The sequence below is a fragment of the Vibrio sp. 10N.261.55.A7 genome (assembly GCF_002877365.1).
Lineage (GTDB): Bacteria > Pseudomonadota > Gammaproteobacteria > Enterobacterales > Vibrionaceae > Vibrio.
The window spans coordinates 1372-19017 of the sequence record NZ_MCWZ01000028.1; the positions used below are offsets into that span (position 1 = coordinate 1372).

A 17646-nucleotide genomic window follows, 5' to 3' on the forward strand; every position below is an offset into this window, starting at 1 on the left:
TGCAAGAAACACAAGAACAGTTAATAGAGTCTGAAAAACTGGCCGCACTCGGTGGCCTTGTTGCGGGTGTCGCTCACGAAGTGAATACCCCACTAGGAATATCAGTGACCGCTGCGTCTGTTATACGAGATGTCACTGCAGAGCTTAATTCCGCATTTTCTAATCAAACCTTAACCAGCAAGCAATTTTCTGAACTCATGGCTCAGCTTGATGAAGGCAACAATATGCTTGAACATAATCTTTACCGGGCCGCGAAACTGGTTAAAGACTTTAAAAGAACAGCCGTGGATCAGGTGTCTGAAGCTCGGACTCAGTTTGAAGTTAAGCAAGTTTTGGAAGCATTGATTGCAAGCCTTCACCCTGAAACTCGGCGTGTACCCGTCACCCCAACGATTGAAGGTGATCCACTCATCTCAATGAATAGTTTGCCAGGCGTATTAACGCAGATTGTTTCTAACCTTGTGATGAACAGTATTAACCACGCGTTTGAAGATGTGGATGATGCGGCAATTTCGATTGCATTTTGTCTGGTTGATACAAACATAGTGTTGGAATACAAAGATAATGGGATTGGTGTCCCAAGCGAGCTACATCAAAAGATATTTGAACCTTTCTTTACGAGTAAGCGAGGGAAAGGAGGGAGTGGACTTGGGTTGAACTTGGTATTTAATCTCATTAAACAGAAGCTTAATGGTGATCTGGTGTTTGAATCTCAGCCTGGTGAGGGCGTAAAATTTGTCATTACGTTGCCACAAAATCTCTCAGTTTCGCAAGAGGTTCCGGCGATTAGTGACCTGTAAAGATCAAACTTTATCGATCAAACAAGTGCTTTCAACAATGATGTGTTAGTCAGGGAGACTATTTCTTATCTCTATGAAGTCTTCCCAATTGTCGATCATAATATCCACCAACGCAGGATCGAAGTGTTGACCTTTTTGAGTGAGTAATTCCCGCATGATTTCGCGATCCGGCCACGCTTCTTTATAAGATCGTTTTGAACCTAGCGCGTCAAACACGTCCGCTAACGCCACGATTCTTCCACTAATTGGAATGTCGGCGCCTTTCAAGCTATACGGGTAACCTGTACCGTCCCATTTCTCATGATGACTTTTTACTATCTCAGCGCCAACGACAATGAGGCGTCGTTTAGAGGAACTTAATATATCGACGCCGAACTCGACGTGTTTCTTCATGATCTCCCATTCTTCAGCGTCTAATTTTCCAGGCTTATGCAATATATTGTCAGGAATAGCGACTTTACCAATATCATGAAGTGGCGCGGCATCTTTAATCAGGGTGACAGTTGTCGCCGATAGTCCATATAGTTCGGCCAATCGCCCGCTGATCATAGAAACCCTTTGGACATGCGCGCCAGTCTCTTTACTTCGAGCTTCAACCGCATTCGCGAGGTTATGTACCAGTTCTTTAGACGTTTCGCGCAGGTCAATCAGCAAGTTGAGGTTCTCAAACGTTAAACTGATATTGCGCATGTAAATTTCTAGGAGGTGTTCGTCCAATTGGTTCAGTGTTCGGTTCAAGTTGACGTAAAGTAGACTGTCTGCGCCCTCGTCTGTTCGTGTGTAAAGGACAAACGCATCATCAAAATGTTCACTTTGTTTTGCATTAAGTACCTGGCGGCAACGGTCTGACACTAACGTAGGTAACTTTTCTAGGACACAATCGTAATAAAAATCAACGAACTCCCCTGTTGCGGCAAGTGTTAACGCTCTTGAGGCCTCAGTTTCTGGCCCCGGTTGGACAACACAGTAGAACGCGGATTTTTCCAATTTTAACAGTGAAGTTAACTGCCCTAAAACGGATGAAGCGTACTCTTTAAGGCTGCAGGTATTCTGTACCCGCGCAGATGCTTGAATGACATGTTGTAGACCGGCTTTTTGCTCTTCAATCAGGCACAGGTCACGATATGATCTGAGCATTGAGTAGAGCAATGTCTTTAGTTTTTGTGTGGTGAGTTCGGTTTTTTCTTTATAGTCATCGATTTCATACTCTTGAATGACTCTATCTTCAGGTGCTTGCCCTGCTTGCCCTGTTCTCAATACTAGGCGAATTAGGTGATTGTTATCGATTTCTCTAATATGTCTGACAAGATCAAGCCCCGCATGCTCTGTTTCCATCACCACATCAACCAGTGCTAGAGCAATCTCATCGTTACTGGCCAGTAGATCTTTCGCTTCTTTCGCTGATAAGGCCGACAGTATTTCTAAAGGTCTGTTTTGGAATTTGAATTGCTTTAAAGCCAAACGAGTAATTTGGTGCATTTGTTCGTCGTCATCGACAAGTAACACGCGCCACGGCGTTTCATTTTTCTCTTTTACTTCAGAGGAAATGTTGACTGCGTTTTCACTATTATCATCTGCAAACAATTGCATTGGTACCTCAATAACTCATTGCAAACACCTTTTAAGTACTAGCACAAAACAGGATCTTTTCCTGTATCAGAGATCCATACGAAACAAACAAATCACGATCTAAATCAACTATTGATAAACAATTTAGTAACATTATGCGTCTTTACGAGTAAGATCACCTTGTTGTTGGCTACACTAATAATTGTCACCAGACACAAAATAATAGTGAAAACAAATACAACGTTAGAGGCTTTATGAAAAACCTACTCTAGCGCTTCCCGCTTTATATGGTGGTATCCGTTATGGCGGGCGTTCCTCTTCTGATCGCCATTTCTATGTCAATTTCTCTCATACTTGATCGTAATCAGGTCGCTACGAATATGGCGGTTCAGAACATGAATCAGAGTAAAGAGGCGACGGACGAAACATTTAAATCTGTCGATGCGGTTAACAAAAGTATTATCGAACTTGAAACCGTCATTGAGCAAGTGAACGAGCACATTACGAGTATCGCAAACTCAACAACTGAACAATCCAATGCAAGTGAAGCGGTGGATAAAGATATCGACGTTTTATCTGAAATTGCTCAACGCACCGGAGAGCTAACCGATAGTATGAACCAGACTGTCTCGGACTATCAACGAGAGGTTGTGCAAATAGATGGGCAGCTAAGAGAATTTAACTGAGTTGATCGAAGCGAGTGTCTACCAAACAAGAAACAGTGCCGAATAGCACTGTTTCTTGTTTGGTGCGGCCTGCGATTTTCTGGCTTGAGTCGTGTTGTTTTTCATATTCTAAGTTCGCCAAAAAGATCAAACTAGGACGCTAATTGACCACTAAATTTCCTAAAACAATGAACTAGAGCAACATCTAACAATTCAATATGCCACAAGTGTCACCGAAAAGAATAATAGATTCAGCTAGTATTGCTGTACCTAATACATGATTGCTTAATATGATTGCCCAACTACATTCTCGCACTGTTTTATTCCCAGTCGTCTTCTTTATCTTAAGTCTTGTCCCAACATTGTTCATCGTTAATGAATGGCAGCGCGTAGAGCAAAGAGCCATCACTTTAGTAGAGCAAGAAACGCGGAATCAATTAGAGTTCAATCATCTGTCATTACAGGCCATTTTTTCCGATATAGAGACGTCTATCTCCCTTCTATCCAGTAATCGCTTATTGCATGCGGCTTTGCGCGAAAACAGCTCATTTGATTTAGGCGCTATTGAAGACCTATGGATACTCATTGCACAATCTAAAGGCTACTTTTCCAAGCTACGTTTCATCGACAATCAAGGTATGGAAGTGATTCGAATAAATAGTGTCGATAACTTCTTGGAAATCGTGGGTACAGAGTACTTACAAGACAAATCACAACGTGACTTCTTCCAGTATGCACAGCAATTGAAACCCAATCAGACGGGTACTTTTGGTATTGACGTAGAATACGAACATGGAAAGGTAGTCACGCCTATTACGCCTGCTTTTCGTCTCATCACTCCGGTTGATATTGACAACAAGCGGTATGGTTACTTTGTAGCCAATTTGAATTTCAGTGCTATTTACAATGCAATGAACAAAGGTATAGAAAGTCGAAACAAGCCAGATATTATTACGACAGATGGTTATTACCTACAAAGCGAGACCTTTAGTCAACTGCTCGGAAACATCATCAGCGAACATAAGAGATACAACGTTAAGAATCTTCTGCCCAAGGTTTGGAAGCACTCAACGAGCAATCAAACAGGAAGCGTATTTGATAAAGGATCTTGGTGGTCATATTCCAATGTGACTTTCTCTAACAGTTTGATTGGGGAAAACCTTTTATTCGTATTGAACGTGCCTGACGACAATATGCACCAGTTTATTGACGAGGAGTATCAAGATCTCTCATTTGTCGCTATCGCTATTTATACCATTATCCTCTTACTGACGATCATTTTTTGTACATGGTATTTAAGACATCAAACTCACTCGGTTGAAAGTAAAATAGCGCGAGCCGCTATGAATGGGATGTCCGCTGTACTCATTTCAGACCGCAACAATCGAATCATTTCGGTAAACCAAGAATTTACTCGATTGAGTGGCTATACGTTGGAGGATGTAAAAGGCAAAAGCCCTTCTATATTTGCATCAGGTAAACACCAGCAACAATTCTATATGAAAATGTGGCGCCATTTGCTTAGTGAAGGCATTTGGGAAGGAGAAGTGGTAAACCAACGAAAAGATGGGTCAAGAATAACCGAGATACTGAGAATACAAACGGTGAATGATCGTAATGGCGATATTCTGTTTTATGTCGGTTCATTTGTTGACATAACTCAGCGTAAAGAGCTCGAAAACCGCCTGAGAGAGCTCAGTGAAAAAGATGCACTCAGTGGTCTTTGGAACCGACGTAAATTCGACAAGCAGATGCTCCGTGAAACGCGACGCGCACGTCGATATCCAGACAAATACCACTCTTGCCTGGCCATTATTGATATCGATGACTTTAAAAAGATAAACGATGAGCTCGGACATGACGAAGGTGATCGAGTCATTAAAAAAGTGGCTGACAAGTTGCTCGAACAGATCAGAGATACGGATTTCTTGGCACGTATTGGCGGAGAAGAATTTGGTCTAATCATGCCTCATACCCAGCTCGATGAAGCGGAAAGAGTGCTAAATAGGCTAAGAGAAGCGGTGAGTTTAATGAGTGAATATGAGATCACCGTGAGCGGTGGTGTGAGTGACATTGATAATAGTGTACCGGGTACCTATAAACGATCGGATGTCGCCCTTTATCGTTCAAAAACATCGGGTAAAAACCTGATATCGGTCATGACAAAAACCAAAGAAACTGAAAGCCAAACAGCTTAGCTGTTGTACTCAATGTCCTGATACAACTCGTTATTTGATAAAGCTAATCTACGAAATGCTCGTGAGGTTTTTATCCAATAGACGATACGTCAGCGTTAGTAAAAATAGGCCTTTAGAGAGGTCAGTGGTGCCCTTCTCTCTTCTTATTAAATATCTATTTTGATGGCCACCAAGCCTAATTGGCCCATCATCATTTAATGAAGAAATAGATGTAGACATAAGCATAAAAAAATAGCCTTAATCATTCGATTAAGGCTATAAAAGATTCTTCACTTGGTAAACCAGTCACCAGTAATGAATGTTATTTAACAAGTTATGGACAAGTTACCTCATCCCAGAACCAATTTGATGTTGTCGGCGTTTCCCAACTTCCAGGGTTATTTTTTGCTGTAAAGCATTTACCTGCATTGGAATAGGTCGATCCGTTGACTGCTTGAGTAGAACCTGCCGCCCATGGCGTAACGGAACCCGGTGTTGTATTACCTCCACCATTATCTCCGCCTCCGTTTCCTCCATCACCATTACTTATGTCACCTAAAGGCAGCTCTGGTTGTTCGAAGCTAAAGGCATAGTCAACGCCATTGACGCTCACGGTATAATTTGAAGGGCCAGATATTGGTAGGTAATACACCATATCTAACTCATAAGTACCACCAGCAGGCAGATCTTTCCAATTCGGCAGTGAGAATGATGCGCGATGCATTGGTCCGTCTAAACCACCAATGTTGTTTGCACGAGTATGCCCTGACGCAATGACACTCAAGCCGCCACCAGACTGGTCCTTCGCGTTATCTGGCGCAGACACCGGAATATCAAATTGGAATTCCGTGCCACCAGGGAGTGATTGACCTGTATTGTTGGTGAACGTGACTTTCGGGTTTATTGGGTAGTTTTGATCGCCCACTTTAAAACCGCCGACACTGACAGAAACATCGAGTGCTTCAGTTGGAACCGGCGACGTGGCGACTTTATTACCATATGGCGTTGCTGCTTTGAATTTCTCGTAAATGGCCTTTGTCATAGTGTTACCCATGTGGTATTCACCATTACCAGACACACAAGCTTGCTCTGTCGTATCAACAGCCGCTCTATTCCCGTTAGCGTCTAATGTGTAACAGTTATAGTCGCCTGCTAGCTCCCAGAACATGATACCGCCAATTTCTTTATCAATGACGTAGTCCGCTTTAATATTGATTGAGCCTTTGTCTTCTGTAGATAAGAACACGGATTTCTCAGCATTCCACAGCCACGGTGAGACAGCGACACTATCAAAGTGGCGTGTATAGGAACCCACGATAGGATGTGTTGTTGGATCAAGATTGTATGCGGCTGCATAAGAACCCCAAATACCTTTCTCTAGGTTCTTCGCATGCCACATAGGGTTTGAACCCGCGCCCATTTCGACACCTTTAGGATCGGTATCATGCCACATGTTATCTATGCCTGTTGCACCGTAACCACAGTTGTTTTTCTCACCTTCACCTGTACCCGGTTGACACTGTGACTGGTTAGGCAGTGCTGCTCTACCCCATAAGCCATTTTCCCCACCAGTAACGCCTTGCCAGCCACGAGTGTAGTAAGGGACACCGATATTGATGCGACCAGCCGGCATAGAGCCACGGAAATAATGATAAGCCCAGTCAGTGTTTAGGTATCCAATACCGCCATAAGCAGCAGTACCGTACACGTTCCAAGCAGCCAACTCCGAATCTTTTCCTGTATCGAATAGGGCCGCGTTATGGCCGACGTGGTCATTCCATGCACCGTGCAAGTCATACGACATGATGTTCACGTAATCTAGGTATTGGGTAACGTCGAAGGTTTCCATACCACGAAGTAAATAACCTGAAGATGGCGCTGCAATGGTTAACATGTAGTGCTGACCGTCTTTTGCAGATTCGGCGTCCAGTTTTTCACGCAGTACTTTCATTAACACTTGGTAAGAAGCCCACAAATATTGACGACGCGGTTCCATGAAATCTTTATCGTAAGGGTTCCCTGCCCCTGCCATTGACGTTGGGTACTCATAATCGATATCAAGACCATCAAATTTATACTTCTTCATCATCTCGACGGCTGATGTAGCAAACGTTTCAATACCCTGATGATTGATCGATCCATCTGCATTGGTTGTCATGGTGTAGAAACCACCATCCGCTATTCGACTTCCGTCGGTTGCAAAATGGCCACCTGTTTCTGCCCATCCGCCAATAGAAATGAGCGTTTTAACGCCGTGCTTTTCTTTAGCTGTTGCTAAGGCTCCAAAGTGTCCTTTAAACCCTAAAGTTGGATCGATTTCGACCCCTTCCCACTCCATACCGACTGCGGCATTGGTTGGGTCGTTGACATCGCCAATGTTCGTTTTCCCGTCGGAACCAATACTGACAAACGCATAGTTGATGTGTGTAAGCTGATCCCATGGAATATCTTTAACCAAATAAGCTGACTGAGGATCGTTTCCTGCGCGCCAACTCGTAAAGTAACCGATAACACGTCTTGGGTGATCCGCTCCCATCAGCTCACGACCTTGTTCATCGTAAGTTGTGCAATAAGGGACATTAATTCCTTCTGTTTGATACAAACCATCAGGGCGACATGTACTCACGGTTGGCAATCCGTTGACGGTGAGCGTTTGAAGAGCCGAATCAGTGGTTGCGCCTTGATTATCGGTTGCTTTCGCATAAACGGCTAAGGAACCCGCTTGTGTGGTGGTGTAATCTAGAGAATAGGGTTCGTTAACCACTGTTCCGATAAGCGCGCCAGCAACGTAAAAATCAACTTTATCGATGGTTCCATCTGCATCAGTGGCATTCGCAGAGACTGTCACTACTGTTCCTATATCGACATTGTTTGTCGATAACGATGTGGATACCGTTGGAGCAACATTGCTCGGGCCATTCGATTCAATCGTTAACGTAACTGAACTCGCAGTGCTGGCTAAGTTTTTGTCGTCGTAAGCAATAACCGAAAACACGTGAGTCCCAGCGGTTGCTGTCCACGTTGTACTAAATGGTTCTGTTGTTACTTGTGAAACAACACTGCCATCGACTAAAAATTCTACAAGTGATATGGCACCATCTAAATCTGATGCGGTTGCTGCCAAATTAACCACATCACCTTCTGTTAGAATGTCAGAAGCCGTCGGTGAAGTGAGTGTTCCTACAGGTGCTTCATTGGTCGTGCCCCCACCCGACGTACAACTATCCGTTAACTTCCATTGAGAATAGTCACCTTCAAAATTCTTAGGGTTATTTCCCTGAGTCCAATAATTGGCTTTATAGGCACTTCCGTCGTGTTGGACTTGATCTCCTCCGGTATAAACCGTCGAAGAATCCCAAATGTCGAGTGCACTACAATCAACCGCAGCATAACTATTTGTTGCTAATAGACATGATGCAGCGAGTGTACTGAGCGTTAATACTCGCTTTTGTACACCTTTGTTCGCTTTACGCATAATTATTTATCCTTAAGTAATTGTTTAAACGCGTTAAGCCAGCTAGTACTTCAATCCGCTGTCTAATTTTTTTACGCAAAACAACACTAGAATAAATTCAAAATCACACGGCCACTTTACGGTCAATATGCACAATTACTCGCAATAAATATTCACAATGTTGCAACGAAGCGACACTTATTTTGCACCAATAACCAATTATAAATGCTTATATAGAACGTTATTCTGGTCTGGGATGATTGTGTAATAAATAGCGCCATGGAAGAGTTGCATTGAAGAAATGCTGATTCATTAGGCTGCACCCTTTTAATGTGTTTTCTTTGTCAATTTATACACATGGAGGAAATAAAAAATGTTAGCATCTCTGTCTCGTTTTTAAGAAGTTTCGAATGAACAATGATGATTTGGTTTTTGATTGTTTTACTCGCTATCGTTCATGTTTGTTCGATCAACAAGTCTTGCCGCTGGCTTTTTTACGTCTCGAAACTCGCGCCCATTGTTCTGGTCATTGTGTCTCTGCTTCTCGCTGATAAAGCATCTGTAGACTATGTTCAGTTGGTGATATTGGGGCTTTGTTGCTCTGTCATTGGTGATGTATGTTTAATGCTACCCAAAGAACGATTTAGGCTTGGACTTGCGTTCTTTGGGCTGGCACATGCTCTTTACTTTACGGCTTTCTGGGGACAAATAACGCCAGTATTTTCACCGCTGTTGATTGCCATCTTAATATTGTCCGGACTCGGTTTTTATTCTCTTATTTGCAATAACCTTAAACGAGATAAGCTTCCCGTTGCCATTTACATCGCTTTAATCCTGATAGTGACTTGGGCAGCGGTCGAATACCGTGTTTTAGGGTATAGGCAATCGTCCGCGTTTGCGTTGACAGGTACTGTCCTCTTCGTACTATCGGGTATGGTCTTCGCGATTGACCGTTTTCGTATGTCTTCGTTGTACAGCCGACAAGTCGTCATGATTACCTACTTTACGGCGCAAATATTTATAGGCTTATCTGCGTACACCTACGTTTAATTGCATCAGGCTAATCCAAATTCACGTATCACTTTCAACATTTACTCACAATCATTAACCTCTCGTTTGCCTTCCATTCACTTTCGTTTTGCCCTGAGTTAACGTGTTACAATGGCAAACTATTATTTGGTGATATTGCGCTTTACAAAGAATTAATTAACGCTATCATCCTGACGCAAACGTTTACTTAACTTAAACTTATCTTATTCTGAGGGTTTTATGCTGTCTGATATTCAAATTTGTCGTGAGGCAAAACTACAACCAATTTCCACTGTAGCATCGTCTATGGGGTTGCTTAGCGACGAGTTTCAATCTCAGGGTAAGTACAAAGCAAAAGTATCGCTATCTAGCCTAAAACGTTTAGAAGAGAACGTGTCCGGTAAGCTTGTTGTTGTTACCGCAATAACGCCTACTCCTTTGGGTGAAGGCAAAACAGTGACAACGATTGGGTTGTCTCAAGGGCTCAAACAGTTAAATCGTTCAGTGGTTGCCTGCATACGCCAACCCTCTATGGGGCCTGTGTTTGGAGTAAAAGGTGGCGCTGCTGGTGGTGGTTTCTCCCAAGTTGCGCCTATGGATGAACTCAATTTACATCTTACCGGCGATATTCACGCCGTCACCGCTGCGCACAATCTGGCGGCAGCGGCTATCGATGCGCGCATTTACCATGAACAAAGAAAGGGTTACAACGATTTCGAAAGCCGAACTGGACTCAAAGCCTTAAAAATCGATTCTAAAAACGTTGTTTGGAAACGCGTCTTAGACCACAACGATCGCGCGTTGAGAATGGTAACAGTCGGTAAGAATGAGGTGAACAAAACCGTTAATGGTTTTGAGCGCGAAGACGGCTTTGATATTTCCGCAGCCTCTGAACTCATGGCGATCCTTGCATTAGCAAACAACCTTAAAGATTTGCGTGCACGTATTGGTCAGATCGTTGTCGCTTACAACATACACGGTGACCCTGTCACAGCAGAAGATTTACAGGTCGCTGGTGCCATGGCGGTCAGTATGAAAGACGCTATAGAACCCACGCTAATGCAGACATTAGAAGGGGTTCCTACTCTTATTCATGCGGGGCCTTTTGCTAATATTGCCCACGGTAACTCGTCGATCATTGCGGATAACATCGCTAACAAGCTAGCAGAGTTTACGGTTACAGAAGGCGGATTTGGTTCCGACATGGGTTTCGAAAAAGCCTGTAATATTAAAGCTCAAACATCTGGAAAAGCGCCCGATTGCGCAGTCATTGTAGCCACACTGCGTGGCCTAAAAGCGAACTCTGGCCATTATGATTTGAAGCCTGGCCAACCTATTCCAGAGACTATCTTTGACGAGGACTTGAAAGCACTGGAAGCGGGGTTTGAAAACCTAAAATGGCACATTAACAATGTAAGCAAATACGGCGTTCCTGCTGTTGTCGCGATCAATCGATTCCCTCAAGACAGTGACCAAGAGCTGCAACAGTTGAAGCAGATGGTTCAAGCGCTGCCAAACAATGTTGAAGTTGAAATCAGCGAAGGATTCTCACTCGGTGGAAAAGGCACATTGGCGCTTGCCGAAAAAGTGGCGAAGCAATGTGAAAGCGATACTACGTTTTCACCACTCTATTCATTACAGCAGACGCTTGAAGAAAAATTGATGACCGTTGCTGAAGTCGGTTATGGAGCCAAAGGCTTAACACTAAGCTATAAAGCGACACAACAGCTCGCACAGTTTAAGAAAGACGGTTATGACAACCTAGCCGTTTGCTTAGCAAAATCTCCCCTATCCATATCCACTGATGGCTCAATTAAGGGTGCACCAAGCGGTTTTGATGTTCCTATTAGAGAGCTGAAGCTCTGTGCTGGCGCAGGCTTTGTATACGCGCTTTGTGGGAATGTGATGACCATGCCTGGCCTACCAGACAAGCCAGCGTTTATGAATCTCGACCTTGATGATGAAGGCAACATTGTTGGATTAAGCTAACGAGCGACACACCCTTTAAGAAAAACCCATCCGCTTGATCTTTTGATGGGTGCTTTCTATAAGTAGTGCATTGCGGACGGCACTCATTCTATTGATAACTTAAAAGCGAAACATTGTTTTCGCTTTTTTGTCACTGTAAGCCAACTAAATTGAAATATTTTCTCTACCTATCAGTTCTATTCTATTGATATCCATTTTGAGGAAATACTATGCGTAAACGATCTCGTTATACACTCATACTCGCGACTTTGGGCCTATTAGCGATGTCTGCTTTCATTCCCGTCATGTCTTCGACTAGCACAGGCAGTAACGGTGCGGATAATGTAAAAGTGGCGACGTTGGCCGGCGGTTGTTTTTGGTGTACAGAGTCTGATTTGGAAGCATTGGATGGCGTGGTTGACGTTGTATCCGGTTATTCCGGCGGGACACTGGAAAATCCAACGTACAAACAAATTTCTTCAGGTAAAACGGGCCATATAGAAAGTATCTCTGTTACCTATGACGCAGATAAAGTGACTTACGAAGAGATTCTCGACCAGTTGCTTCGCCACATTGATCCAACAGATGACCAAGGTTCGTTTGTGGATAGAGGCCGCCATTATCGCCCTGCTATCTTCTATCATAATGACGAACAAAAAACCGTCGCAGAGAACTTCCTGCAGCAAGTAGAAGAATTGAACATTTTCAAAGAGCCATTAAAGGTCGAGCTTATTGAGTTTGAAAAATTCTGGCCCGCTGAAAACTACCACCAAGATTACTACAAGCGAAATAAAATACGTTACAAATACTATCGCTATAACTCCGGTCGTGATCAATATTTAGATAAGATTTTCGGTGATGATCGCTTGGAAATGCCCGTAACGCTTCGAATGATGATCGATGATAAAGCACGAATGGCATCGCTAAAAGCTTATGACAAGCCGTCTGATAAAGAGATTAAAAATCGTTTGTCTGACATCCAGTATTATGTGACCCAAGAGGATGGTACTGAGCGAGCATTCAATAACGAGTACTGGGACAATAAACAAGCGGGAATTTATGTTGATGTTGTCACGGGTGAACCATTATTCTCTTCAACGGACAAGTATAAATCTGGAACGGGTTGGCCCAGCTTCACGCAACCGATTAATGAAGGCTACATTGCTGAACACACGGATTACAAATTGGTGTATTCAAGAACGGAAGTGAGAAGCCGTTTTGCTGACTCGCACCTAGGTCATGTGTTCAAAGATGGACCAGCGCCAACGGGTCTGCGTTACTGCATTAACTCAGCAGCCCTTCGATTTGTACCAGTAGAAGAGATGAGTAAAGAAGGCTACGACGAATATCTTCACCTCTTTAATGGGTAAACTCTAATCGGTCCAAGCACCTAAACGATTCGCTTGCGCCACGAAACAAAAAGCCGATCTATTTCTAGATCGGCTTTCTTGTATTTTAAACCAAGAGTTTATCGCGGAGGCTTATTTCATGATGCGCGCTTTAAATTGGCGCCCTTTCATTTTACCCGCTTGAATTTGTTTAAGCGCAACCTTCGCTACGGCTTTATCGACAGCCACGTAAGAAACCATCGCAAGCGTGTTGATCTTGCCAATTTTCTTGCCATCAATTCCAGCTTGCTTCGTCAAAGCGCCGAGAATATCGCCAGGGCGAAGTTTCATCTTCTTACCGCCAAGGATTTGAATTGTTGTCATTGGTGCATCAAACGGTTGTTGATTGCCCTTTTCAGGAAGTGCTGATGCAGAGATCTCAATGTCCATGTATTCATCGATTTGCGCGACGCGATACATTTCTTTGTCACTGAAGAAGCTAAACGCATTGCCTTTACTGCCAGCGCGACCAGTACGGCCAATTCTGTGCACATGAACTTCTGGATCACGTGACAGTTCAAAGTTGAAAACCGCATCTAGGTTATCAACATCAAGACCACGTGCGGCAACATCCGTCGCGACAAGAATGGAAATGCTCTTGTTTGCAAACATGGTAAGCGCTTGATCGCGTTCTCTTTGCTCCATATCGCCATGAAGCTCAGTCACACTAAAGCCACGATGTTGGAGTTCATCCGTGACATTTTGAACCTCTTTCTTAGTGTTACAGAACACCACTGAAGACTCTGGTTGGTAGTGCAGTAACAGAGTTTCAAGCGCGTCATCACGAGCTTCTTGCCCCGCCACTTTAAAGAAGTGTTGTTTGATTGTTGACGTTTGATGCGTTGACTCAACTTTGACTAATTGCGGCTTATCCATAATACGCTGCGCAATGCTTTCAATCTCTTTAGGGAAAGTGGCACTAAAAAGCAACGTCTGACGTTGTTTCGGCGCTTGGTCAATAATAGCGTCTAAGGCGTCTTGGAAACCCATATCTAGCATGCGATCCGCTTCGTCAAGAACCAGCGTATTCAATTCATCTAGGTTAATACGATCTCTCGACAAATGATCTAGAATTCGGCCTGGCGTGCCGACAAGTATGTGCGCGCCATGCTCAAGTGAACCAATTTGCGGTCCCATTGGCGTGCCGCCACATAAGGTCAGAACTTTGATGTTGTGAATGCCACGAGCAAGAGTACGAATCTCTTTCGCCACCTGATCAGCAAGCTCACGTGTCGGACACAATACCAATGATTGAACACGAAAACGCTTAACATTTAGGTTGCTCAATAGGCCAAGAGAAAATGCCGCTGTTTTACCAGAACCAGTTTTACCTTGTGCAATAACATCTTTGCCCTCAAGTACGCTCGGTAAGCTCTGTTGTTGAATAGGCGTCATCTCGGTATAACCCAGAGTATCGAGAGTTTGTAGTAGTTCGGGTTTTAACGACAGTGTCGAAAAAGAAGTTGTTGTCACGGTAGTATCCTGTGAGGCGCTTGTTTAGGAGGCGTATTATGCCAACTTAACAAAAAAATGCCTGTTTAAATTGCGGTATATGAAAATTTAGTCACTGCCTGCACTTTACCTGTTTCAGTGCGCTGACCGTTTTCTACTTAATAAGTGCTTTGTTTCGCTTTCAATGAGCACGTTTATTGGCTCATTCATGCTAAAAAAAACGCCTCTAAACAGAGGCGATTTGATTCTTTCTATTGGACTATCTTAGTCCATGCAAAAATTCGTGTCGCGTTGCGGGGATAGATTTGAAAATTCCCCCAAGTGCGGTTGTGGTGGTTTCGCTGGTTGCGTCCATCACGCCACGAGATTTCACGCAGTAGTGAACGGCATCCATAGTGACCGCGACATCTTCTGACTCGAGTAAGGTTTGCAGCGCCACAAGAATCTGCTGAGTCATTCGCTCTTGAACCTGAGGACGCTGTGCAAAGAATCGCACGATACGGTTGATCTTTGACAGACCAATGATCTTTCCTCTCGGAATATAGGCAACAGCTGCTTTACCATCGATAGTCACCAAGTGATGCTCACAAGTGCTGGTGACCGTAATGTCTTTTACACGAACCATTTCACTGACATTCATTTTGTTTTCAATGACGGTGATCTTCGGGAAGTTCGCATAATCAAGGCCCGAGAAAACTTCGTCTACGTACATTTTGGCAATACGATGCGGTGTCTCTTCAAGACTGTCATCAGTTAAATCGAGTTCTAATAAAGACAAGATTTCACGCATGTGGTGCTCAATCTTCTCTTTCTTTTCTTCACGACTAACCTGATTTGGGCGCATTGGCGTTTCCAAACCACGGCTTTCTAGCGCATCTTTTACTAACTTTGCGGATTCGCTAAGAGCTGACATTCTCATTCCTCTTGAATTACCCCTTTTGGATGGATGACAAGGATACGCGGAATTAGAAATAATGACTACTCATAATTTGTCGCTAGCCGTTATAGCTACTGACAATTCTATGATAAGGTTGCCAACAAACAATAAGATATAGGATACCTAGATGGGCTGCTGTGACGCACCAGGCTTAATGCCTCTTGAAGATGCCATGGATAAGATGCTTTCACGCATTAAACCAATTAAAACCACCCAACGTTTACCCCTTGCTGATGCACTCGGTTATGTACTTGCTGAAGATGTACTCTCCCCTATTTTTGTACCACCATTTGATAACTCTGCAATGGACGGTTACGCGCTTCGCCTCTCCGATCTTGATGATTCTAAAACTCTGCCGTTAGTCGGTAAATCCTTTGCGGGACAACCTTTTGAAGGCGACTGGCCAGAGAAAACGTGCATTCGAATTATGACTGGGGCGAAAATACCGTCGGGTTGCGATGCGGTTGTTATGCAGGAAAATACCAACGTTACAGATGACGGCATAGTGTTCAACCAAACAGACATTGCCCCTCAAAACAACATACGACCATTAGGAGACGATATTAGTCAAGGTGACATAGTACTCGAACAAGGCGCACGTCTGACGCCTCGAGACATTCCAATGATCGCTTCACTCGGCATCAGTCATGTCATGGTTCTGCGTAAACCTATCGTCGCATTCTTCTCTACAGGTGATGAGCTTAAATCACTTGGTGAGCCGTTGTCTGATGGCCAAATATACGACAGCAACCGTTACGGTATTAAGCCGTTAATAGAGAACTTTGGCTGCGAAGCTATCGATCTGGGTATCATTCCAGATTGCCAAGAAGAACTGAAAGCAACGTTTGATAAAGCGCAGGCGCTGGCTGATGTGGTTGTGACTTCGGGCGGGGTGAGCGTGGGTGAAGCCGACTACACAAAAGACATACTGGAAGAGCTTGGTGAGATCGGCTTTTGGAAGCTTGCCATTAAACCAGGGAAACCTTTTGCTTTTGGTTCACTAGACAGCGCTTGGTTCTGTGGATTACCGGGAAATCCTGTTTCTGCTATGTTGACGATGTATGTCCTCGTTCAGCCTATGCTCGCTAAACTTGCTGGGCACTCACAATGGAAAACACCTGAATCTATTCCTGCTATTACTAAAACCGCATTCAAGAAAGGCCCAGGTCGTACCGATTATCAACGTGGAATCTACAGCCTAGAAAATGGTCAGTTTGTTGTGGAAACGACAGGTAATCAAAGTTCCGGTGCATTTCGTTCTGTGAGCTTATCTAACTGTTTTGTTGTGCTTGAACGAGAGCGTGGACATGTTGAAGTGGGTGAAACCGTGCAGATTCAATTGTTCAATTCAACGCTGTATTAGGATGTGAAATTGGATATTTTGTCTGATGCAGAAATGCTTCGTTATAACCGCCAAATTATACTTAAACAGTTCGACTTCGACGGTCAAGAAGCGTTAAAACAGTGTTCAATTTTAATATTGGGCGCTGGAGGTCTAGGCTGCGCGGCTAGCCAATATCTTGCAACAGCTGGTGTTGGGAGCATCACCTTAATAGACGATGATCATGTTGAGCTCTCTAACCTTCAACGACAGGTACTCCACACTGACGAGGATATCGGTGTTGCTAAAGTCGAGTCAGCAAAAAATACGCTGACCCAGCTTAACCCTCATCTAGACGTTACTACGGTCGATAGACGCTTATCCGATGACGAGCTTGAGGCGTTGATTGAACAACATTCTCTTGTGCTTGATGCGTGCGACAATGTTGATACACGTAATCAGCTGAACCGCTTGTGTTTCAAAACGAAAACACCACTGGTTTCTGGGGCTGCGATTCGAATGGAAGGCCAAGTAAGCGTCTTTACCTACACAGATGATTCGCAGCCATGTTATCAATGTTTGAGTGCTTTATTTGGTAGCAACGCTCTGTCTTGTGTCGAAGCAGGGGTGATGGCGCCTGTTGTGGGGATTATCGGCGCTATGCAGGCTATGGAAGCGATTAAAGTTATCGCAAATTACGGTACTCCTTTGGTCGGCAAAATTCTCATTTTGGATGCACTCAGTATGAGTTGGAGAGAAATGAAACTGTCTAAACTGCCAAACTGCCCCGTCTGTGGTCATTAACAGGCCACTATAATCAAAACAATCAAGAAACAGCTTCGCTTCGATATTGAAACATGCCCAGCTTTCTATATTCAAAAGGCAA

Annotated in this window: 12 protein-coding genes; 8 read left to right on the forward strand and 4 right to left on the reverse strand. The window is 43.8% G+C overall.

Annotation, left to right across the window (positions count from 1 at the left end; translation table 11 throughout):
• A partial coding sequence (locus tag BCU12_RS03185; RefSeq protein WP_133153803.1) for a HAMP domain-containing sensor histidine kinase occupies positions 1-800 on the forward strand: 800 nt, incomplete at its 5' end.
• 45 nt (positions 801-845) lie between these two features.
• Here the strand turns inward: BCU12_RS03185 and BCU12_RS03190 are convergent.
• Positions 846-2390: a DUF3369 domain-containing protein gene (locus BCU12_RS03190; RefSeq protein WP_102402944.1), complete on the reverse strand. Its 1545-nt coding sequence runs from the start codon at positions 2388-2390 to the stop codon at positions 846-848.
• 281 nt (positions 2391-2671) lie between these two features.
• On the opposite strand from BCU12_RS03190, the gene BCU12_RS03195 reads away from it, so the two are divergent.
• Together BCU12_RS03195 and BCU12_RS03200 are read left to right on the forward strand one after the other, a co-directional pair.
• Entirely contained in the window at positions 2672-3055 is a 384-nt protein-coding gene (locus BCU12_RS03195) for a hypothetical protein (RefSeq protein ID WP_102402945.1), read from the forward strand.
• Between the two features lie 269 nt (positions 3056-3324).
• Positions 3325-5232, forward strand: a complete 1908-nt coding sequence (locus BCU12_RS03200) for a sensor domain-containing diguanylate cyclase (protein ID WP_102402946.1) — start codon at positions 3325-3327, stop codon at positions 5230-5232.
• 313 nt (positions 5233-5545) lie between these two features.
• Here BCU12_RS03200 and BCU12_RS03205 read toward each other — a convergent pair whose 3' ends face one another.
• Positions 5546-8686, reverse strand: coding sequence for a glycosyl hydrolase family 18 protein (locus BCU12_RS03205; RefSeq protein ID WP_102402947.1), 3141 nt, complete (start codon positions 8684-8686; stop codon positions 5546-5548).
• A gap of 396 nt (positions 8687-9082) precedes the next feature.
• On the opposite strand from BCU12_RS03205, the gene BCU12_RS03210 reads away from it, so the two are divergent.
• The 3 genes from BCU12_RS03210 to msrB all read left to right on the forward strand — a co-directional run bounded on the left by BCU12_RS03210 (position 9083) and on the right by msrB (position 13032).
• Positions 9083-9715 (forward strand): lysoplasmalogenase, encoded by a 633-nt coding sequence (locus BCU12_RS03210; protein WP_102402948.1) that lies wholly within the window; start codon positions 9083-9085, stop codon positions 9713-9715.
• Positions 9716-9934: 219 nt separating this feature from the next.
• Positions 9935-11683, forward strand: coding sequence for a formate--tetrahydrofolate ligase (locus BCU12_RS03215; protein WP_102402949.1), 1749 nt, complete (start codon positions 9935-9937; stop codon positions 11681-11683).
• Positions 11684-11967: 284 nt separating this feature from the next.
• On the forward strand, positions 11968-13032 hold the full coding sequence (gene msrB, locus BCU12_RS03220) for a peptide-methionine (R)-S-oxide reductase MsrB (protein ID WP_277871250.1): 1065 nt from the start codon (positions 11968-11970) through the stop codon (positions 13030-13032).
• Between the two features lie 111 nt (positions 13033-13143).
• Here the strand turns inward: msrB and dbpA are convergent, their stop codons facing one another.
• Complete coding sequence (gene dbpA, locus BCU12_RS03225) at positions 13144-14523, reverse strand: ATP-dependent RNA helicase DbpA (RefSeq protein ID WP_102402951.1); 1380 nt, start codon at positions 14521-14523, stop codon at positions 13144-13146.
• A 238-nt stretch (positions 14524-14761) separates the two neighbouring features.
• Positions 14762-15415 carry a GTP cyclohydrolase I FolE gene (folE, locus tag BCU12_RS03230; protein ID WP_102402952.1) on the reverse strand — a complete coding sequence of 218 codons (654 nt, stop codon included), beginning with the start codon at positions 15413-15415 and terminating at the stop codon, positions 14762-14764.
• A gap of 151 nt (positions 15416-15566) precedes the next feature.
• Here folE and moeA point away from each other — a divergent pair, with 151 nt between their 5' ends.
• Complete coding sequence (gene moeA / locus BCU12_RS03235; protein ID WP_102402953.1) at positions 15567-16802, forward strand: molybdopterin molybdotransferase MoeA; 1236 nt, start codon at positions 15567-15569, stop codon at positions 16800-16802.
• A 9-nt stretch (positions 16803-16811) separates the two neighbouring features.
• Complete coding sequence (gene moeB, locus BCU12_RS03240) at positions 16812-17564, forward strand: molybdopterin-synthase adenylyltransferase MoeB (RefSeq protein WP_102402954.1); 753 nt, start codon at positions 16812-16814, stop codon at positions 17562-17564.
• Positions 17565-17646: the final 82 nt, after the last annotated feature.